The sequence below is a fragment of the Nonomuraea sp. NPDC023979 genome (genome assembly GCF_040639085.1).
GTDB classification, from domain to species: domain Bacteria; phylum Actinomycetota; class Actinomycetes; order Streptosporangiales; family Streptosporangiaceae; genus Nonomuraea; species Nonomuraea ceibae.
The window spans coordinates 107,835-123,943 of the sequence record NZ_JBEZZG010000015.1 but is presented as its reverse complement, the minus strand read 5'-3'; the positions used below and the strand labels follow the sequence as shown (position 1 = coordinate 123,943).

17 protein-coding genes are annotated in these 16,109 nt (G+C 71.7%); 15 read left to right on the top strand and 2 right to left on the bottom strand.

The window, feature by feature from the left end; all coding sequences use genetic code 11:
• Positions 1-22 precede the first annotated feature (22 nt).
• The 10 genes from chvE to AB0G11_RS25480 all read left to right on the top strand — a co-directional run bounded on the left by chvE (position 23) and on the right by AB0G11_RS25480 (position 11,450).
• Positions 23-1,141, top strand: a complete 1,119-nt coding sequence (chvE, locus tag AB0G11_RS25525) for a multiple monosaccharide ABC transporter substrate-binding protein (RefSeq protein WP_246645166.1) — start codon at positions 23-25, stop codon at positions 1,139-1,141.
• A gap of 57 nt (positions 1,142-1,198) precedes the next feature.
• A complete protein-coding gene (gene mmsA / locus AB0G11_RS25520; protein ID WP_219506799.1) occupies positions 1,199-2,728 on the top strand; it encodes a multiple monosaccharide ABC transporter ATP-binding protein in 1,530 nt (509 codons plus the stop codon).
• Between the two features lie 5 nt (positions 2,729-2,733).
• A complete protein-coding gene (gene mmsB / locus AB0G11_RS25515) occupies positions 2,734-3,996 on the top strand; it encodes a multiple monosaccharide ABC transporter permease (protein WP_357588638.1) in 1,263 nt (420 codons plus the stop codon).
• Positions 3,997-4,071: 75 nt separating this feature from the next.
• The gene (locus AB0G11_RS25510) at positions 4,072-5,067 is read left to right on the top strand and encodes a LacI family DNA-binding transcriptional regulator (protein WP_219506894.1); all 996 of its coding nucleotides are present in this window, start codon (positions 4,072-4,074) and stop codon (positions 5,065-5,067) included.
• A 33-nt stretch (positions 5,068-5,100) separates the two neighbouring features.
• Positions 5,101-6,789 carry a ribulokinase gene (gene araB / locus AB0G11_RS25505; RefSeq protein WP_219506797.1) on the top strand — a complete coding sequence of 563 codons (1,689 nt, stop codon included), beginning with the start codon at positions 5,101-5,103 and terminating at the stop codon, positions 6,787-6,789.
• Positions 6,786-7,433 (top strand): L-ribulose-5-phosphate 4-epimerase, encoded by a 648-nt coding sequence (locus AB0G11_RS25500; RefSeq protein ID WP_219506795.1) that lies wholly within the window; start codon positions 6,786-6,788, stop codon positions 7,431-7,433. The genes araB and AB0G11_RS25500 overlap by 4 nt, the downstream gene beginning before the upstream one ends.
• A complete protein-coding gene (gene araA / locus AB0G11_RS25495) occupies positions 7,430-8,896 on the top strand; it encodes an L-arabinose isomerase (protein WP_357588636.1) in 1,467 nt (488 codons plus the stop codon). Before AB0G11_RS25500 ends, araA begins: the two co-directional genes overlap by 4 nt.
• Positions 8,897-8,916: 20 nt before the next feature.
• Complete coding sequence (locus tag AB0G11_RS25490; protein ID WP_219506793.1) at positions 8,917-10,116, top strand: FAD-binding protein; 1,200 nt, start codon at positions 8,917-8,919, stop codon at positions 10,114-10,116.
• A 117-nt stretch (positions 10,117-10,233) separates the two neighbouring features.
• A complete protein-coding gene (locus AB0G11_RS25485; RefSeq protein WP_357588635.1) occupies positions 10,234-11,016 on the top strand; it encodes an LLM class flavin-dependent oxidoreductase in 783 nt (260 codons plus the stop codon).
• Positions 11,017-11,051: 35 nt separating this feature from the next.
• Positions 11,052-11,450 (top strand): DUF3224 domain-containing protein, encoded by a 399-nt coding sequence (locus tag AB0G11_RS25480; protein WP_219506791.1) that lies wholly within the window; start codon positions 11,052-11,054, stop codon positions 11,448-11,450.
• Positions 11,451-11,463: 13 nt separating this feature from the next.
• Here the strand turns inward: AB0G11_RS25480 and AB0G11_RS25475 are convergent, their stop codons facing one another.
• A complete protein-coding gene (locus tag AB0G11_RS25475; RefSeq protein WP_357588634.1) occupies positions 11,464-11,874 on the bottom strand; it encodes a hemerythrin domain-containing protein in 411 nt (136 codons plus the stop codon).
• A 373-nt stretch (positions 11,875-12,247) separates the two neighbouring features.
• Here AB0G11_RS25475 and AB0G11_RS25470 point away from each other — a divergent pair, with 373 nt between their 5' ends.
• The 5 genes from AB0G11_RS25470 to AB0G11_RS25450 all read left to right on the top strand — a co-directional run bounded on the left by AB0G11_RS25470 (position 12,248) and on the right by AB0G11_RS25450 (position 15,062).
• A complete protein-coding gene (locus AB0G11_RS25470) occupies positions 12,248-12,478 on the top strand; it encodes a hypothetical protein (protein WP_246645165.1) in 231 nt (76 codons plus the stop codon).
• A 129-nt stretch (positions 12,479-12,607) separates the two neighbouring features.
• Positions 12,608-12,868, top strand: a complete 261-nt coding sequence (locus AB0G11_RS25465; protein WP_246645164.1) for a hypothetical protein — start codon at positions 12,608-12,610, stop codon at positions 12,866-12,868.
• 159 nt (positions 12,869-13,027) lie between these two features.
• A complete protein-coding gene (locus AB0G11_RS25460) occupies positions 13,028-13,267 on the top strand; it encodes a hypothetical protein (RefSeq protein ID WP_357588632.1) in 240 nt (79 codons plus the stop codon).
• Between the two features lie 21 nt (positions 13,268-13,288).
• Positions 13,289-14,746 (top strand): ADP-ribosyltransferase, encoded by a 1,458-nt coding sequence (locus tag AB0G11_RS25455; RefSeq protein ID WP_357588631.1) that lies wholly within the window; start codon positions 13,289-13,291, stop codon positions 14,744-14,746.
• Positions 14,739-15,062 carry a hypothetical protein gene (locus tag AB0G11_RS25450; protein ID WP_357588629.1) on the top strand — a complete coding sequence of 108 codons (324 nt, stop codon included), beginning with the start codon at positions 14,739-14,741 and terminating at the stop codon, positions 15,060-15,062. The genes AB0G11_RS25455 and AB0G11_RS25450 overlap by 8 nt, the downstream gene beginning before the upstream one ends.
• Positions 15,063-15,098: 36 nt before the next feature.
• On the opposite strand, the gene AB0G11_RS25445 is transcribed toward AB0G11_RS25450, so the two are convergent.
• Positions 15,099-16,103, bottom strand: a complete 1,005-nt coding sequence (locus tag AB0G11_RS25445; RefSeq protein WP_357588627.1) for a helix-turn-helix domain-containing protein — start codon at positions 16,101-16,103, stop codon at positions 15,099-15,101.
• Between the last annotated feature and the right edge of the window lie 6 nt (positions 16,104-16,109).

Sequence of the window (16,109 nt, the reverse complement as noted above, 5' to 3'; positions counted from 1 at the left end):
CCCCATACGAGGAGAGTCAAGGATGAGGTTGGGACGAATCGGGGGCGTGGTGTCCGCCATCGCGCTCGCCGCGACCATGACGGCCTGCGGCTCCGCCCAGAAGACCATCGACGCCGAGGCGTCCGAGGCCGCCGCGGGCGGCAACGCCGGCGCCCTCGTCGGCGTCACCATGCCGACCAAGTCGTCCGAGCGGTGGATCCACGACGGCGACAACGTCAAGAAGCAGCTCGAAGCCCTCGGCTACAAGGTCGACCTGCAGTACGCCGAGAACGACATCCCCACCCAGGCCAACCAGATCGAGAACCAGATCACCAAGGGCGCCAAGCTCCTGATCGTCGCCTCGATCGACGGCACCGCGCTGACCTCCCAGCTCCAGCAGGCGGCCGACAACAAGATCCCGGTCATCGCCTACGACCGGCTCATCCGCAACAGCCCCAACGTCGACTACTACGCCACCTTCGACAACTTCAAGGTCGGCGTCCAGCAGGCGACCTCGCTGCTGCAGGGCCTCGGCGTCGACAAGGGCGAGAAGGGCCCGTTCAACGTCGAGCTGTTCGGCGGTTCGCCCGACGACAACAACGCCACGTTCTTCTGGAACGGCGCCATGTCGGTGCTCCAGCCGAAGATCGACGACGGCACGCTGAAGGTCAAGAGCGGCCAGACCGACTTCAAGACCGCCGCCATCCTCCGCTGGGACCCGGCCACCGCGCAGAAGCGCATGGAGGACATCCTCACCAAGACCTACACCGGCGGCGCCGAGGTCGACGGGGTCCTGTCGCCCTACGACGGCCTGTCCATCGGCATCCTGTCGGCGCTCAAGAGCAGCGGCTACGGCACCAGCGGCCAGCCCTACCCGGTCGTGACCGGCCAGGACGCCGAGCTCGCCTCGGTCAAGTCGATCGTCGCCGGCGAGCAGTACTCCACCATCTTCAAGGACACCCGCAAGCTCGCGGAGGTCACGGTCAAGATGGCCGACGCCGTGCTCAAGGGCGGCAAGCCCGAGGTGAACAACACCAAGGACTACGACAACGGCACCAAGGTCGTCCCCTCGTACCTGCTCGACCCGGTGATCGTGGACGAGAGCAACTACAAGGACGTCATCATCGGCGGCGACTACTACACCGAGGACCAGCTCAAGTAGGAGCGCGCTCCGGGGGCGGCACGCCCCCGGGGCCCTCCCGGGCGAGGGGCTTGAGACATGACCGACCACATCTTGCGGATGAGCGGGATCACCAAGACGTTCCCCGGCGTGAAGGCGCTGCAGGACGTCACCCTGTCGGTGCGACGGGGCGAGATCCACGCCATCTGCGGCGAGAACGGCGCCGGGAAGTCGACGCTGATGAAGGTGCTGTCCGGCGTCTATCCGCACGGCACGTACGAGGGTGAGATCCACTTCGACGGCGAGCGGGGCGAGTTCGGCGGCATCCGCGACAGCGAGCGCGCCGGCATCGTCATCATCCACCAGGAGCTCGCGCTCAGCCCGCAGCTCTCGATCGCCGAGAACATCTTCCTTGGCAACGAGCGGGCCAGGCGCGGCTTCATCGACTGGAACCGCACCAACTACGAGGCCGCCCAGCTCATGGCGCGCGTCGGCCTGCGCGAGAACCCGACGACCGTCGTCTCCGACATCGGCGTCGGCAAGCAGCAGCTCGTCGAGATCGCCAAGGCGCTGTCGAAGGAGGTGAAGCTGCTCATCCTCGACGAGCCGACCGCCGCGCTCAACGACGACGACTCGGCCCACCTGCTCGACCTGCTGCGCGGCCTGCGTGACGAGGGCATCACCTGCGTGATCATCTCGCACAAGCTCAACGAGGTCACCGCGATCGCCGACTCCGTCACGATCATCCGCGACGGCCGCACGATCGAGACCCTCGACATGGCCACCGACGCGGTGACCGAGGACCGGATCATCTCCGGCATGGTCGGCCGCGCCCTCGACAACCGCTACCCGCCGCACGAGCCGACCATCGGCGCGGAGGTGCTGCGCATCGAGGACTGGACCGTGCACAGCCCCAGCCAGCCGGGCCGCAAGGTCGTCGACGGGGCGGCGCTCACGCTGCGCCGCGGCGAGATCGTCGGCCTGGCCGGGCTCATGGGCGCGGGCCGCACCGAGCTGGCGATGAGCCTGTTCGGCAGGACATACGGGGTGAACATCTCCGGCAGGGTCTTCAAGGACGGAAAGCCGATCGAGATCCGCACCGTGCAGGACGCCATCCGGCACGGCATCGCGTACGCCACCGAGGACCGCAAGCGCTACGGCCTCAACCTCATCGAGGACATCAAGCGCAACGTCTCGGCCGCCGCGCTGTCCGGGCTGTCGCGCCGGGGCTGGGTCGACGAGCACGAGGAGTACGCGGTCGCCCAGCGCTTCCACAAGAGCATGAACATCAAGGCGCCGAGCGTGTCGAGCGTCGTCGGCAAGCTGAGCGGCGGCAACCAGCAGAAGGTCGTGCTGTCCAAGTGGATCCTGACCGAGCCCGACGTGCTCATCCTCGACGAGCCCACCCGGGGCATCGACGTCGGCGCCAAGTACGAGATCTACACGATCATCAACAGGCTCGCCGACGAGGGCCGGGCCGTGCTGGTGATCTCGTCGGAACTGCCCGAGCTGCTCGGGCTGTGCGACCGCATCTACACCCTCTCCGAGGGCCGCATCACCGGTGAGGTGCCGCGCCGGGAAGCGACGCAGGAACGCCTCATGCATCTCATGACCAAGGGACAGGAGTAGCTCCAATGAGCAGCATCACGCCCGCCGGCGTCCAGGCCGGCACTCAGGGCGGCGGGGGAGGGGAGCCGCGGCGGCCCGGCCGGGTGTCACTCGGCGGCCTGTCGCTCAACCTGCGGGCCAGCGGCATCTACATCGCCTTCGCGCTCATCGTCGTGTTGTTCTCGGTGCTCACCGACGGGGCCCTGCTCACGCCGCAGAACATCTCCAACATCATCGTCCAGAACTCCTACGTGCTGATCCTGGCGATCGGCATGATCCTGGTCATCATCGCCGGGCACATCGACCTGTCGGTGGGCTCGGTGGTCGCGGTGACCGGGGCGCTGGCCGCGGTGCTCATGGTCAACATGGGCCTGCCGTGGCCGCTCGCGCTGGCGCTCACCGTGCTGGCCGGCGGGCTCATCGGCGCCTGGCAGGGCTACTGGATCGCCTACTTCGGCATCCCGGCGTTCATCGTGACGCTGGCGGGCATGCTGCTGTTCAGGGCGCTGACGCTGACCGTGCTCGGCAACCGCGGCATCGGCCCGTTCCCCGACCAGGTCCGCACCCTGGCCAACGGCTTCACCAGCGGCTACCTGGGCAACGTGGGCCTCGGCGCGCTCGGCGGCGCCGACCTGTTCAGCCTGCTCATCGGCGTCGTCGCCATCGCCGGCATGGTCACCGCCCAGTGGCGCTCGCGCGCCGCCCGGGCCGGCTACGGCCAGAGCGTCGAGCCGATGGCGCTGTTCGCGCTCAAGATGGCCGCGGGCGCCGCCGTCATCCTCTTCCTGGTCGTGCAGCTCGCCCGCTTCCACAACCTGCCCTGGGTGCTGGTGCTGCTGGCGATCCTGGTGCTGGCGTACTCGTTGATGGCCAACCGCACGGTCTTCGGCCGGCAGATCTACGCGATCGGCGGCAACCTCCAGGCGGCGGTCATGTCCGGCGTCAAGGTCAAGAAGGTCGTCTTCTGGATCTTCGTCAACATGGGCGTGCTCTCGGCGATCGCCGGCATCATCTTCGCCGGGCGCCTCAACCAGGCGGGCCCGACGGCGGGCAACAGCTTCGAGCTCGACGCGATCGCGGCGGCCTTCATCGGCGGCGCGGCCGTGCAGGGCGGCGTGGGCAAGGTCGTCGGCGCGATCACCGGCGGCCTCATCATGGCCGTGATCAACAACGGCATGTCCCTGATCGGCTCCCCGAGCGAGCGGGTCATGCTCGTCAAGGGCGCCGTCCTGCTGGCCGCCGTCGCCTTCGACGTGTGGACCAAGCGCAGGGCCGGCGCCGCGGGCTGACGGCCGCGCACTACGATCTGCTAGCCGACGGAAGGAGAGAGCGTGGGAGCGATCCCCAGGCGACGCCTGCCTGTCATGGCCGACGTGGCCAGGGAGGCGGGCGTGTCGCACCAGACGGTCTCCCGCGTGCTCAACGACCATCCGAACGTCAGGGCCGACACCCGCGCCCGCGTCGAGGCGGCCATCACCCGGCTCGGCTACCGGCGCAACCTGACCGCCCGCGCGCTGGTCACCCGGCGCTCGCGCACGCTCGGCGTGATCAGCTTCGACACCACCCTGTACGGGCCGGCCAGCACGATCTACGGCATCGAGCAGGCGGCCAGGACGGCGGGCTACTTCGTCAGCATCGTCAGCCTGAAGTCGATCGACGCCGACAGCGTGCGCGACGCCATCGCCTACCTGACCGACCAGGGCGTCGACGGGATCGTGGTGGTCGCGCCGCAGCACTCGGCCAGCCAGGCGCTGGAGAGCCTGCCGATCGGCACGCCGGCCGTCGCGGTCGAGGCCACCCACCGGGCCGACATCCCGGTGGTCCGCATCGACCAGGCGGAGGGCGCCGGGATGGCCACCCGCCACCTGCTCGACCTGGGCCACGAGACGGTCTGGCACGTCAGCGGCCCGGCCGGCTGGCTGGAGACCGAGGGGCGGCTGCGGGGCTGGCGCGAGGCGCTGGAGGAGGCGGGGCGGCCGGTGCCGGAGCCGCTGACCGGCGACTGGAGCCCGCGCGCCGGCTACGAGGCTGGCCGGCGGCTGGCCGCGACGGCCGGGGTCACGGCCGTCTTCGCCGCCAACGACCAGATGGCGCTCGGCGTGCTGCGCGCGCTCTCCGAGGAAGGAGTGAAGGTGCCCGGCCGGATCAGCGTCGTGGGCTTCGACGACATCCCCGAGTCGGCGTTCTTCTCGCCGCCGCTCACCACCGTCAGGCAGGACTTCGACGTCGTGGGCCGCCACTGCATCGAGATGCTGCTGCGGCAGCTCGACGCCGGGCCCGGCCCGTACGAGAGGCTGGTCGTGCCGCCCGGCTTCGTCGTCAGGTCCAGCACCGCACCGCCGGCCGCCGCCGCAGGGTAGGAACCACGTGGCGGCCGTCCCCATCGAACCCCCATGGAGTCACATGTGAACGCTAACAAGTTCGTGGTCGGCGTGGACTTCGGCACGCTCTCCGGACGCGCCGTGGTGGTCCGCGTGTCCGACGGCGCCGAGCTGGGCAGCGCCGTCCACGAGTACGCCCACGGCGTCATCGAGCGCGAGCTGCCCGGCTCGGACGTCCGGCTCGGGCCCGACTGGGCGCTGCAGTCGCCGCAGGACTGGATCGACGTGCTGCGCGTCGCCGTCCCCTCGGCCGTCGCGGCGGCCGGGGTGTCACCCGCCGACGTGATCGGCATCGGCACCGACTTCACCGCCTGCACCGTGCTGCCCGCCACGGCCGACGGCACGCCGCTCTGCTTCGAGACCCCCGAGCTGCCGCACGCCTGGCCCAAGCTGTGGAAGCACCACGCCGCCCAGCCGCACGCCGACCGCATCAACGCGCTGGCCGCCCGGCGCGGCGAGAGCTGGCTGCCCCGCTACGGCGGCAAGATCTCCTCCGAGTGGGAGTTCGCCAAGGCCCTCCAGGTCCTGGAGGAGGACCCCGGCACGTACGAGCGCGCCGAGCGGTGGATCGAGGCCGCCGACTGGATCGTCTGGCAGCTCACCGGCGTCGAGAGCCGCAACATCTGCACCGCCGGCTACAAGGGGATCTTCCAGGACGGCGGCTACCCGTCCGAGGACTTCCTCGCCGAGCTGAACCCCGCGTTCGCCGGCTTCACCGGCAAGCTCGCCACCGGCCAGGTCGGCGAGGACGCCGGCAAGGGCGTCCGGCTGGCCGCGCTCGGCGCGCCCGCCGGCACCCTGTCCGCGCGCGCCGCCGCCTGGACCGGGCTGCCCGAAGGCGTCGCCGTCGCCGTCGGCAACGTGGACGCGCACGTCACCGCCGCCGCCGCGGACGCCGTCGCCCCAGGCCGGATGGTCGCCATCATGGGCACCTCCACCTGCCACATCATGCCCAGCGACCGGCTCGCCGAGGTGCCCGGCATGTGCGGCGTCGTCCGCGACGGCATCGTGCCCGGCCTGTGGGGCTACGAGGCCGGGCAGTCGGCCGTGGGCGACATCTTCGCCTGGTTCGTCGACGCGTTCGTGCCCGCCGCCTACACCCGGCGGGCCGCCGAGCAGGGCGTCAGCGTGCACGCCCACCTGACCGCGCTGGCCGCCGAGCAGGCCGTCGGCCAGCACGGCCTGGTCGCCCTCGACTGGTTCGGCGGCAACCGGTCCGTCCTGGTGGACCACAACCTGTCCGGCGTCGTCCTCGGCCAGACCCTCGCCACCAGGCCCGAGGACGTCTACCGGGCCCTCATCGAGGCCACCGCCTACGGCGCGCGGACCATCGTGGAGACGTTCGAGAAGTCCGGCGTCCCCGTCGAGGAGTTCGTCGTCGCCGGCGGCCTGCTGAAGAACCCCTTCCTCATGCAGGTCTACGCCGACGTGCTGCGCCGCCCGCTGTCGGTGATCGGCTCCGACCAGGGCCCCGCCCTCGGCTCGGCCATCCACGCCGCCGTCGCGGCGGGCGCCTACGACGACATCCAGGCCGCCGCCGCGGCCATGGGCAAGCGCACCGAGGCCGCGTACGTGCCGGACGAGGCCAGGGCCGACGCCTACGACCGGCTCTACGCCGAGTACCGGGACCTGCACGAGCACTTCGGCGACGGAAAGGCGCTGCACCGGCTGCGCGCGATCAGGAACGAGGCCAGAGCATGAGGAAGACCGTCAGCGACCTGCACGCCGAGCTGGTCCGCTACAACCTGGTGGCCTGGACGGCGGGCAACGTCTCCGGCCGCGTCCCCGGCGAGGACCTGTTCGTCATCAAGCCCTCCGGCGTCTCCTACGACGAGCTGTCGCCGGAGAACATGGTGGTCTGCGACCTCGACGGCAACCTCGTCGAGGGCGCGCACGCGCCGTCCAGCGACACCGCCGCGCACGCCTACGTCTACCGCAACCTGCCCGAGGTCGGCGGCGTGGTGCACACCCACTCCACCTACGCCTCGGCGTGGGCGGCGCGCGGCGAGGCCATCCCGTGCGTGCTGACCGCGATGGCCGACGAGTTCGGCGGCGAGATCCCCGTCGGGCCGTTCGCGCTGATCGGCGACGACTCCATCGGCCAGGGCATCGTCGAGACGCTCAAGGGCCACCGCTCGCCCGCCGTGCTCATGCGCAACCACGGCGTGTTCACCATCGGCAAGACGCCCGAGGCCGCCGTCAAGGCCGCCGTGATGTGCGAGGACGTGGCCCGTACCGTGCACGTCGCCCGCCAGCTCGGCGAGCCGCTGCCGATCGCCCGCGACGACGTCGACCGCCTGTACGACCGCTATCAGAACGTCTACGGACAGAGGAGCCCGCGTTGAACATCTGGTTTCTGACCGGCAGCCAGGGGCTGTACGGCGAGGACACGCTGCGGCAGGTCGCCGAGCAGTCGCGGCGCATCGCCGAGGCCCTGCCGGTGGCCGTCGAGTGGAAGCCCGTGCTCACCGACGCGGCCGCCATCCGGCGCGTCATGCTGGAGGCCAACGCCGACGACTCCTGCGCCGGCGTCATCGCCTGGATGCACACCTTCTCCCCGGCCAAGATGTGGATCGCCGGGCTCGACGCGCTGCGCAAGCCGCTGCTCCACCTGCACACGCAGGCCAACGTGGAGCTGCCGTGGAGCTCCATCGACATGGACTTCATGAACCTCAACCAGGCCGCGCACGGCGACCGCGAGTTCGGCCACATCCAGACGCGGCTCGGCGTGCCCCGCAAGACCGTCGCCGGGCACGTCAGCGACCCGGCCGTGGGCGAGCGCATCCTGGCCTGGGAGCGCGCCGCCAAGGGCGTGGCCGAGGTGCGCACGCTGCGGCTGGCCCGGTTCGGCGACAACATGCGCGACGTGGCCGTCACCGAGGGGGACAAGGTCGAGGCACAGCTCCGCTTCGGCGTCTCCGTCAACACCTACGGCGTCAACGACCTGGTCGAAGCCGTGGACTCCGCCTCCGACGCGGACGTGTCGGCGCTGGTCAAGGAGTACGCCGAGCTGTACACCGTGGCCCCCGAGCTGCTCGGCGAGCGCAACGAGTCGCTGCGCTACGCGGCCAGGATCGAGCTGGGCCTGCGCCGCTTCCTGGAGGACGGCGGGTTCCGGGCGTTCACCACGAACTTCGAGGACCTCGGCGGCCTGCGCCAGCTCCCCGGCCTGGCCGTGCAGCGGCTCATGGCCGACGGCTACGGCTTCGGCGGCGAGGGCGACTGGAAGACCTCGGTGCTCCTGCGCACGCTCAAGGCGATGTCTGACAAGGAGCGGCCCGGCGGCACGTCCTTCATGGAGGACTACACCTACGACCTGACGCCCGGCGGCGAGCTCATCCTGGGCGCGCACATGCTGGAGGTGTGCCCGTCGATCGCGGCCGGCACCCCGTCGTGCGAGATCCACCCGCTCGGCATCGGCGGCCGGGAGGACCCGGTCAGGCTCGTGTTCGACGCCGAGCCCGGCCCCGGCATCGTCGTCGGCCTGGCCGACATGGGCGACCGGTTCCGCCTGGTCGCCAACGAGATCGACGTGGTGACGCCGCCCCAGCCGCTGCCCAAGCTGCCGGTGGCCCGCGCCGTGTGGCGCCCGCGCCCCAACCTGCGCACCTCCACCGAGTCGTGGCTCACCGCCGGGGCGCCGCACCACACGGTCCTGTCCACGGCCGTCGGCCGCGAGGAGCTGACCGACCTGGCCGAGATGCTGGGCGTCGAACTCGTGATCATCGACGCGGAGACCACGACCGAGCGGTTCACCAAGGAACTGCGCTGGAACCAGGCCTACTACCGCCTGGCCCAGGGGTTCTGACCGTGTGGGAAGGTGGGGCCGTGACGCTGACGAACTGGGCTGGAAACACCACGTTCCGGGCAAGCCATCTGCACCGTCCCACCTCCCTCGACGAGCTCCGGCGTGCCGTCACCGGCGCGCCCCGGGTGCGGGCGCTGGGCAGCGGCCACTCGTTCAACGACGTCGCCGACACCCCCGGCGAGCTGGTGTCCCTCGACCGGATGCCGTACCTGGTGGAGATCGACGAGGCCGCGCGCCGGGTGCGGACCGGGGCGAGCACCACCTACGCCGCGCTCGCGCCCGAGCTGCACGCGCGCGGGCTGGCGCTGGCCAACCTGGCCTCGCTGCCGCACATCTCCGTCGCCGGCTCGGTCGCCACCGGCACCCACGGCTCCGGCGTCGCCAACGCGAGCCTGTCGGCGGCCGTGTCGGAGCTGGAGCTGGTCACGGCCGACGGATCGCTCGTCACGCTGCGGCGCGGCGACGACGGCTTCCCCGGCGCGGTCGTGGCCCTCGGCGCGCTCGGCGTCGTCACCGCGCTCACCCTCGACCTGGTGCCCGCCTTCGAGCTGCGGCAGTACGTACGCGAAGGCGTGCCCGCCGACGCGCCGCTCGGCGAGCTCATGGCCGACGGCTACAGCGTCAGCCTGTTCACCGACTGGCGCGACACCCGCGCGTGGGTCAAGCGTGACGCCGAACTCAGCGGCGACTGGTTCGGCACCACCGCCGCCGGCGGGCCCCGCCACCCGGTGCCCGGCATGCCGCCCGGGAGCTGCACCGGGCAGCTCGGCGTCCCCGGGCCGTGGCACGAGCGGCTGCCGCACTTCCGGGCCGACGCGCCGCCGAGCAGCGCGGGCGACGAGCTGCAGTCGGAATGGCTGATGCCGCGCGAGCACGCCGCCGACGCGCTGCGCGAGCTGCGCGCCGTGGGCGGGCGGATCCGGCCGGTGCTCCAGATCGCCGAGGTGCGCACGGTCGCCGCCGACGACCTCTGGCTCAGCCCCTCCTACGGGCGCGACAGCGTCGCCGTGCACTTCACCTGGGTCAAGGACCCCGCCGCCGTGCTGCCCGTGATCGAGCTGGTGGAGGACGTGCTGGCGCCGTTCGACCCGCGGCCCCACTGGGGCAAGCTGTTCACCCGCCTGCCGGCGTGTCCCGAGCGGTTCGGCGAGCTGGTGCGCCGCTACGACCCGCACGGCCGCTTCGCCAACGACTTCACCCGCCGGCTGCTGGGGGAGTAACGTCCCGGCTACTGCCGGGGGAGTAGCGTGCGCGGCCGGGCTTGCGTCCGGCGGCGTACGGCGGGACCGGTCCGGCGGACGATGCGCCGGGGCGGCCGGCGGGCGATCGTATAGGGCATGATCCCCCATGCCTTCCGGTTCGGCGTCGTCGCCGGCCGCTCGCCCGACTGGGCCGGCCTCGCCCGGCGCGCCGAAAGCCTCGGCTACTCGACGCTGCTGGTCCCCGACACGCTCGGCACGCTGGCGCCGTTCGCCGCCTGCGCCGCCGCGGCGACCGCCACCACCACGCTGCGCGTCGGCACGTACGTGCTCTGCGCCCCGCTGCGCCACCCGCAGGCCGTCGCCTGGGAGGCGGCCACGCTGCGCGAGCTCAGCGGCGGCCGCTTCGAGCTCGGCCTGGGCGCCGGCCGGGCGCACGCCGAGGCCGACGCCGCCCGGCTCGGCCTCTCCTTCGGCACCCCCGGGCAGCGGATCGAGCAGGTCGCCGCCACCGCCGACGCCGTCGAGGACGTGCCGGTCCTCATCGCCGCCGCCGGCTCCCGGCTGCTGCGCATCGCCGCGGCGCGGGCGGCCACGGTCGCGGTCGCGCTGCCGCCCAACGGCACCGAGGCGCAGCTCGCCGCCCGCCTCGACGAGCTGTACGAGCTGGCCGGCGACCGCTTCGACGACCTGGAGCTGAACGTCAACGTCGCCGCCGTCGGCGAGGAGCTGCCCGCCTGGCTGACCGCCCGGTTCGGCCCGCCCGGCGACGACGCCGTCGGCGCGCTGCCCGGCGGCCCCGGCCAGATCGTCGAGACGCTGACCAGGCGAAGGGACAAGCTCGGCGTGTCGTACGTGACCGTCCCGGCCGACCGCATCGACGCCTTCGCGCCCGTCGTGGAACGCCTCGCCGGTACCTGACCGGACCTGACAGGTATGACCGGCATGCTGGGCGCATGATCGCACAAGGACCCTTCGACACCGCCGGCTGGAACGCCGAGCCGCCCTTCGACGACCGCGACGGCGTCTCGCTCGGGCGCGTCTCGATGAGCAAGACCTTCCACGGCGACCTGACCGCCACCAGCGTCGTCCACCTCACGGTGGTGTCCACGCCGGTGGCGGAGTCGAAGGCGTACGTGGCCGTCGAACGCGTCGACGGAGTCCTGCACGGCCGCAAGGGCTCCTTCGTCGTCCAGCACAGCGCCGCCGACGACCGGGGCGCCCAGTCGCTGCGGGTCAGCGTCGTCCCCGACTCCGGCACCGGCGAGCTGGCCGGGCTGCGCGGCGAGATGACGATCGGCATCGCGCCCGACGGCGCCCACTCCTACACCTTCGACTACACGCTGGCAGGCTGAGCCGCCCCCGCCGTCAGAGCCCTTCGGGGACCGTGGTCAGGCGATTGAGCAGGGGGACGAGCTGCTCCTCCTCGTAGTCGAGGTGCGCCTCCAGCTCGGTGGCCAGCCGGTCCAGCTCCTCCCGGACGCCGTCACCGGCGCCGCTGAGGGCGCGGACGCGGGCGAGCAGCCCGGCCACCACGTGATGTTCCGCCCGCAGCCGCGCCAGCACCTCCGCCAGCTCGGGGTGCTCGCCGTCCAGGTGCGGGAACAGCACCGAGTCCTCGCCCTCGTGGTGCGCGTGAAGCGCGTCGCAGAACGCCAGGCAGTGCTCCCGCAGCTCCGGCGCCCCCTGAGTCCCTTGGCGCAGGGCGGTGAGCTGCCGCCGGAACCCGTCGTGCAGCTTCACCAGCTCATCACCCAGCGCGACCAGTCGCTCCGTCATGCTGCCCCTTCCGTCTATTTTTTATACGCGTATAGAAAATAGCATCCGGGAGAACCGCTCGCCACGCCCCCTCCGGCGTGAAACGGCCGAGACCTGATGATTCGGTGGACAGAAGCAGGACGACAATGCGAAGCGGCCTGGCGATCGGCCGCCGGAGCGCGACCACCCGCCCGCATGGCGCCGGCCTGCGACCGGACGAACGCCGCCACCGCCTACCGGCTGGCCTGCGAAGGCACCGCCCTGCTCTGGCGGGGCGACTTCCACAACGCCCGCCAGCTCCTCGGCGCGCTCGGCCGCCGCTGCGCACCCGCCCCCGCCGGAGCCGGCTTCCACCGCTACCGCTCAGCCCGGTCACAGCGGGCGCACCCTCGGCATGCTCCTCGTCCCGCTCGACGCCGGCCACACCATCCCGCTGCGCCGCGCCCCCGACGTCCGCGAGGCCTGCGAGCAGGTGTACGGACCCGCGACCGGCCCCGCCGTCACCCCGCACCGCGAACTCCTCGGCGCCCACGAATGGCTCCGCAAGGGCGTCGACGTCCCCGCCCTCGGCGACCGCATCCACCCCTCCACGGTGTCTTCTCCCCGGTACGCGGCGAGTACGTGAACCTGGTCGCCGAGGCGCCCCTGCCGTCCGGACGCGCCGCCTTCGACATCGGCACCGGCACCGGAGTGCTGGCGGCCCTCCTGGCCCGTCGCGGCGCTCGACCATGCCGTCCACGACCCGGGCGGCCGCATGCTCACCGGCTTCCTCGACGGCCTCGGCGACCACCTGGAGCCGGGCGGCGAAGGCCGGCTGGTGCTGTCCGACCTCGCCGAACGCCTCGGCCTCCGAGAGCCCGGCGACCTCGGGGCGGCGGTCTCGGCGGCGGGGCTGCGCATCAAGGACCGCCTCGACACCCGCCCCGTGCACCCCCGCGCCTCCGACCCCACGGACCCCCTCATGGCCGCCCGTTCACAAGAGACCATCATCCTCTGGCGCCACACCCACGGCTGACCTCCAGCGGAAAGGCTCCGCACCTCTCCGGAGAGGTCATCAAGCCTGCGGCGTCATCAGACCAATCCCGGCAATTCGGTTGCTCCGGCTACGGCAGCGAAGTCCAATGGCGATAGACCTTGATCTCGCGCTCAACACCCGCGCCCGAGGGAGTCGCGCATGACCCGGGAGCAAGTGGAACAGGCGTTACGCCGAGCGGAGCAGCTGACCGACGAGGCCAGGACCAGCCTCGACCGGGCGGTGACGCTGATGGCGCAGAACGTATGGACGGGGCCGGCCGCGCGCCGATTCGGCGAGGACCTGACCGCCCGGCGGCAGGTCCTGCTCCGGGCCTGCACCGAGGCGGTGGACGAACTCCGAGCTCTGCTCGCCCGCACCCCCGCGGACCGCACCGGCTGAGCCATGGGCGAACTCGAAGGCATGGTCCCTGAGGGAGTCCGAGCGCTGAAGGCGTCCATGCAGTCGGCGGAGGCGTCACTCGCGTCCATCGGCGACGAACTGTGGGAACTGCTGCGTGGCGCCTGGCTTTCGCCGATGGCGGCCAACACGATCCGCCAGGTGGCGGCGTGGGCCGGACAGCAGGGGCCGGAGATCAACCGGCGATTACTGCTCCTGGAGCGGATCGAGCTCGACAGGCCGGATCTGTTCGGCGGCGGCAAACCGGTCATGGTCGACGAGTCGTTGCTCGCCCCCGGCGCGGTGCTTCCGGTGACCGGCGGCTTCTGGGACCGCCTGGGTCAGCAGCTTCAGGCCACCTTCGACCCCGAGCTGAACTCCGGCGACTCGATGATCGAAGTGGTCAAGGGCGCCGTGGAGGGTGTGGCCGGAGCGGGCGAAACGGTGCTCAAGCTCACCCCCAACCGGGTGATCTTCGACCGCATGGGGTGGGAACGCGACATCAACGACGTCGCGCAGGCGGTGGTGTCCGGCGTCCAGGATCCGATCGGGTTCGCCAAGGCGGCGGTGGACTGGGACACCTGGGCGTCCAACCCCGAACGAGCCTTCGGCCGTCTTGTCCCGGACATCCTGGCCGCCCTGGGATCGGGCGGCGCCAGCACCGCGGTCTCAGGCACCACCCGGGCCGTAGGACTCCTGGGCAAGGCGGCCAAGAGTGTGACCAAGCCCAAGCCCTCGACCCCGCACACCGGGGATCGCCTCTCCGGCGAGGACACCCCGCCGGACGCCTCGAAAGGCACACCGACGGTCACGGGTGCGAACCCGCTGGACCACGCTCTACGACACGCCACCAACGCCGAGGGACGCGCCTGGGCTCGCGACAACATGCCCCTACCGGATGTGACCCCTGAGCAGCTGCGGGCGCTGGAGTTCTACGGCGGCATCGGCCATCGGAGGATCAACGAGGCTCTGCGCGCCAGGGCCGCTGATCCCGACGCCGTCTGGTCTCCGGTCGTCGCCGACGAGATCGCCGCCATCGACCGGGCGATCGCCGTGTCCCGTCTTCCGTCCGACGTGGTCCTGCACAGAGGCGTGGGCTCCAAATACCTGGAGGCGTTGAACGTCGACATCAGGTCGCCCCGCGAGATGGAAGCCCTGGAAGGCCGCGTGATCACCGAAGCGGGATATCTGAGCACGAGCGTGGGGCGGCGAGCCGGGTTCGACGGGGATCTCCGCATGATGTTCCGGGTCCCCAAGGGACACGCTGCGATCAACTTGTTCCCCGTCACCAAGCTGCGCAACGAACGTGAAATCCTCCTCCGCCGCGACACCTCGTACGTCGTGCGCGCTGTGTACCGTAAGGACGGTCAGTGGTACATGGAGGCGGACGTGGTGCCGGACGGCTGGACCAAGCCGCCCGACTGGGAGGCCACGCCGTCCATGGACGCCGACGTCGGATGGAAGGGACCTCCCGATGACTGAGAATCCGAATCCTCGTTTCCACGATGTCATTCCCGCGTTCGCCTCCGAGAACGACTCCTACGACTTCAAGGCCACGGGCCCGGTTCGGCAGGCGGCGGTGCACGATCGGAGCGGGGTCCTGCTCGGGCACGTATGGACCGACGGCCGCCAGGCCGCGGGATTCACCCGCGTGGAGGACGCCACCCGCGACATGGCACGGGCTGGGGGCCGGATTCGCCGGATACTTGCCGAGGCCTACAAGGCGGGGGTCCATCCCGGTGAACTGTTCGATCCTGCCCTGTACGCGCCCGACTTCGAGCTGCGCGTGGAGCCCTGATGTGACGTTCCTCTCTGGCCCATGTCACCGCCCTCGTCACCGTGAGCGCGGAGCCTCCTCGGGGGTGCCGGTGCGGGGGGTGGTGAAGGTGCGGCGGTAGGCGGAGGGGGTGGTGTGCATGGCCCGGGTGAAGTGGTGGCGGAAGGTGACCGGGCTTTCGAAGCCTACGGCGGCGCCGACCTCCTCGACCGGGGCGGCCGTGGACTCCAGGAGGGGGAGGCTGGCGGCGATGCGCTGGGCGATGACCCAGCGGAGCGGGCTGGTGCCGGTCTGACGCTTGAAGTGCCGGATGAAGGAGCGTTCCGAGAGGCTTGCCGCTCTGGCCAGGTCGGCGACGGTGATGGGGTGGGCCAGGTGGGCGAGGGCCCAGGACATGGCGCGGGACACGGCGTCGTCGCCGCCGACCGGCGTCACCGCCGCCTCCACGTACTGGGCCTGGCCGCCTTCCCGGTGTGGGGGGATGACGAGGCGGCGGGCGACGGCGTTGGCGACGCCGGGGCCGTGGTCGGCGCGGATGAGGTGGAGGAGCAGGTCGAGGCCGGCGGCGCTGCCGGCGCTGGTCAGCACGTCGCCGCCGTCCACGTACAGGACCGAGGGGTTGACCTGGACGGTGGGGAAGCGTTCGCGGAGGAGGGGCGCGTACTTCCAGTGGGTGGTGGCCTCGCGTCCGTCGAGGAGGCCGGCGGCGGCGAGGGCGAACGCGCCGGAGCAGATCGACACCATGCGCGCGCCGCGCTCGTGGGCCTGGCGCAGGGCGGCGACGAGGGGCGCGGAGACGGGGCCGCGGACGTCGGCGACGCCGGGCACGATGACGGTGCCGGCCGAGGCGAGCGTGTCGAGGCCGTGTTCGGCGTGGAGGGTGAAGCCGCCGACGGCGCGCAGCGGCCCGGCGGTCTCGGCGCAGACCTTGAGGTCGTACCAGGGGACGCCGAGCTCGGGCCGGGGCAGGCCGAAGATCTCCACCACGCAGCCGAGCTCGAACGGCGACATCCGGTCGAAGGCGAGGACGGCGACCGTGGGAGGCGGAGCGGGCGGGGGCATGTCCGG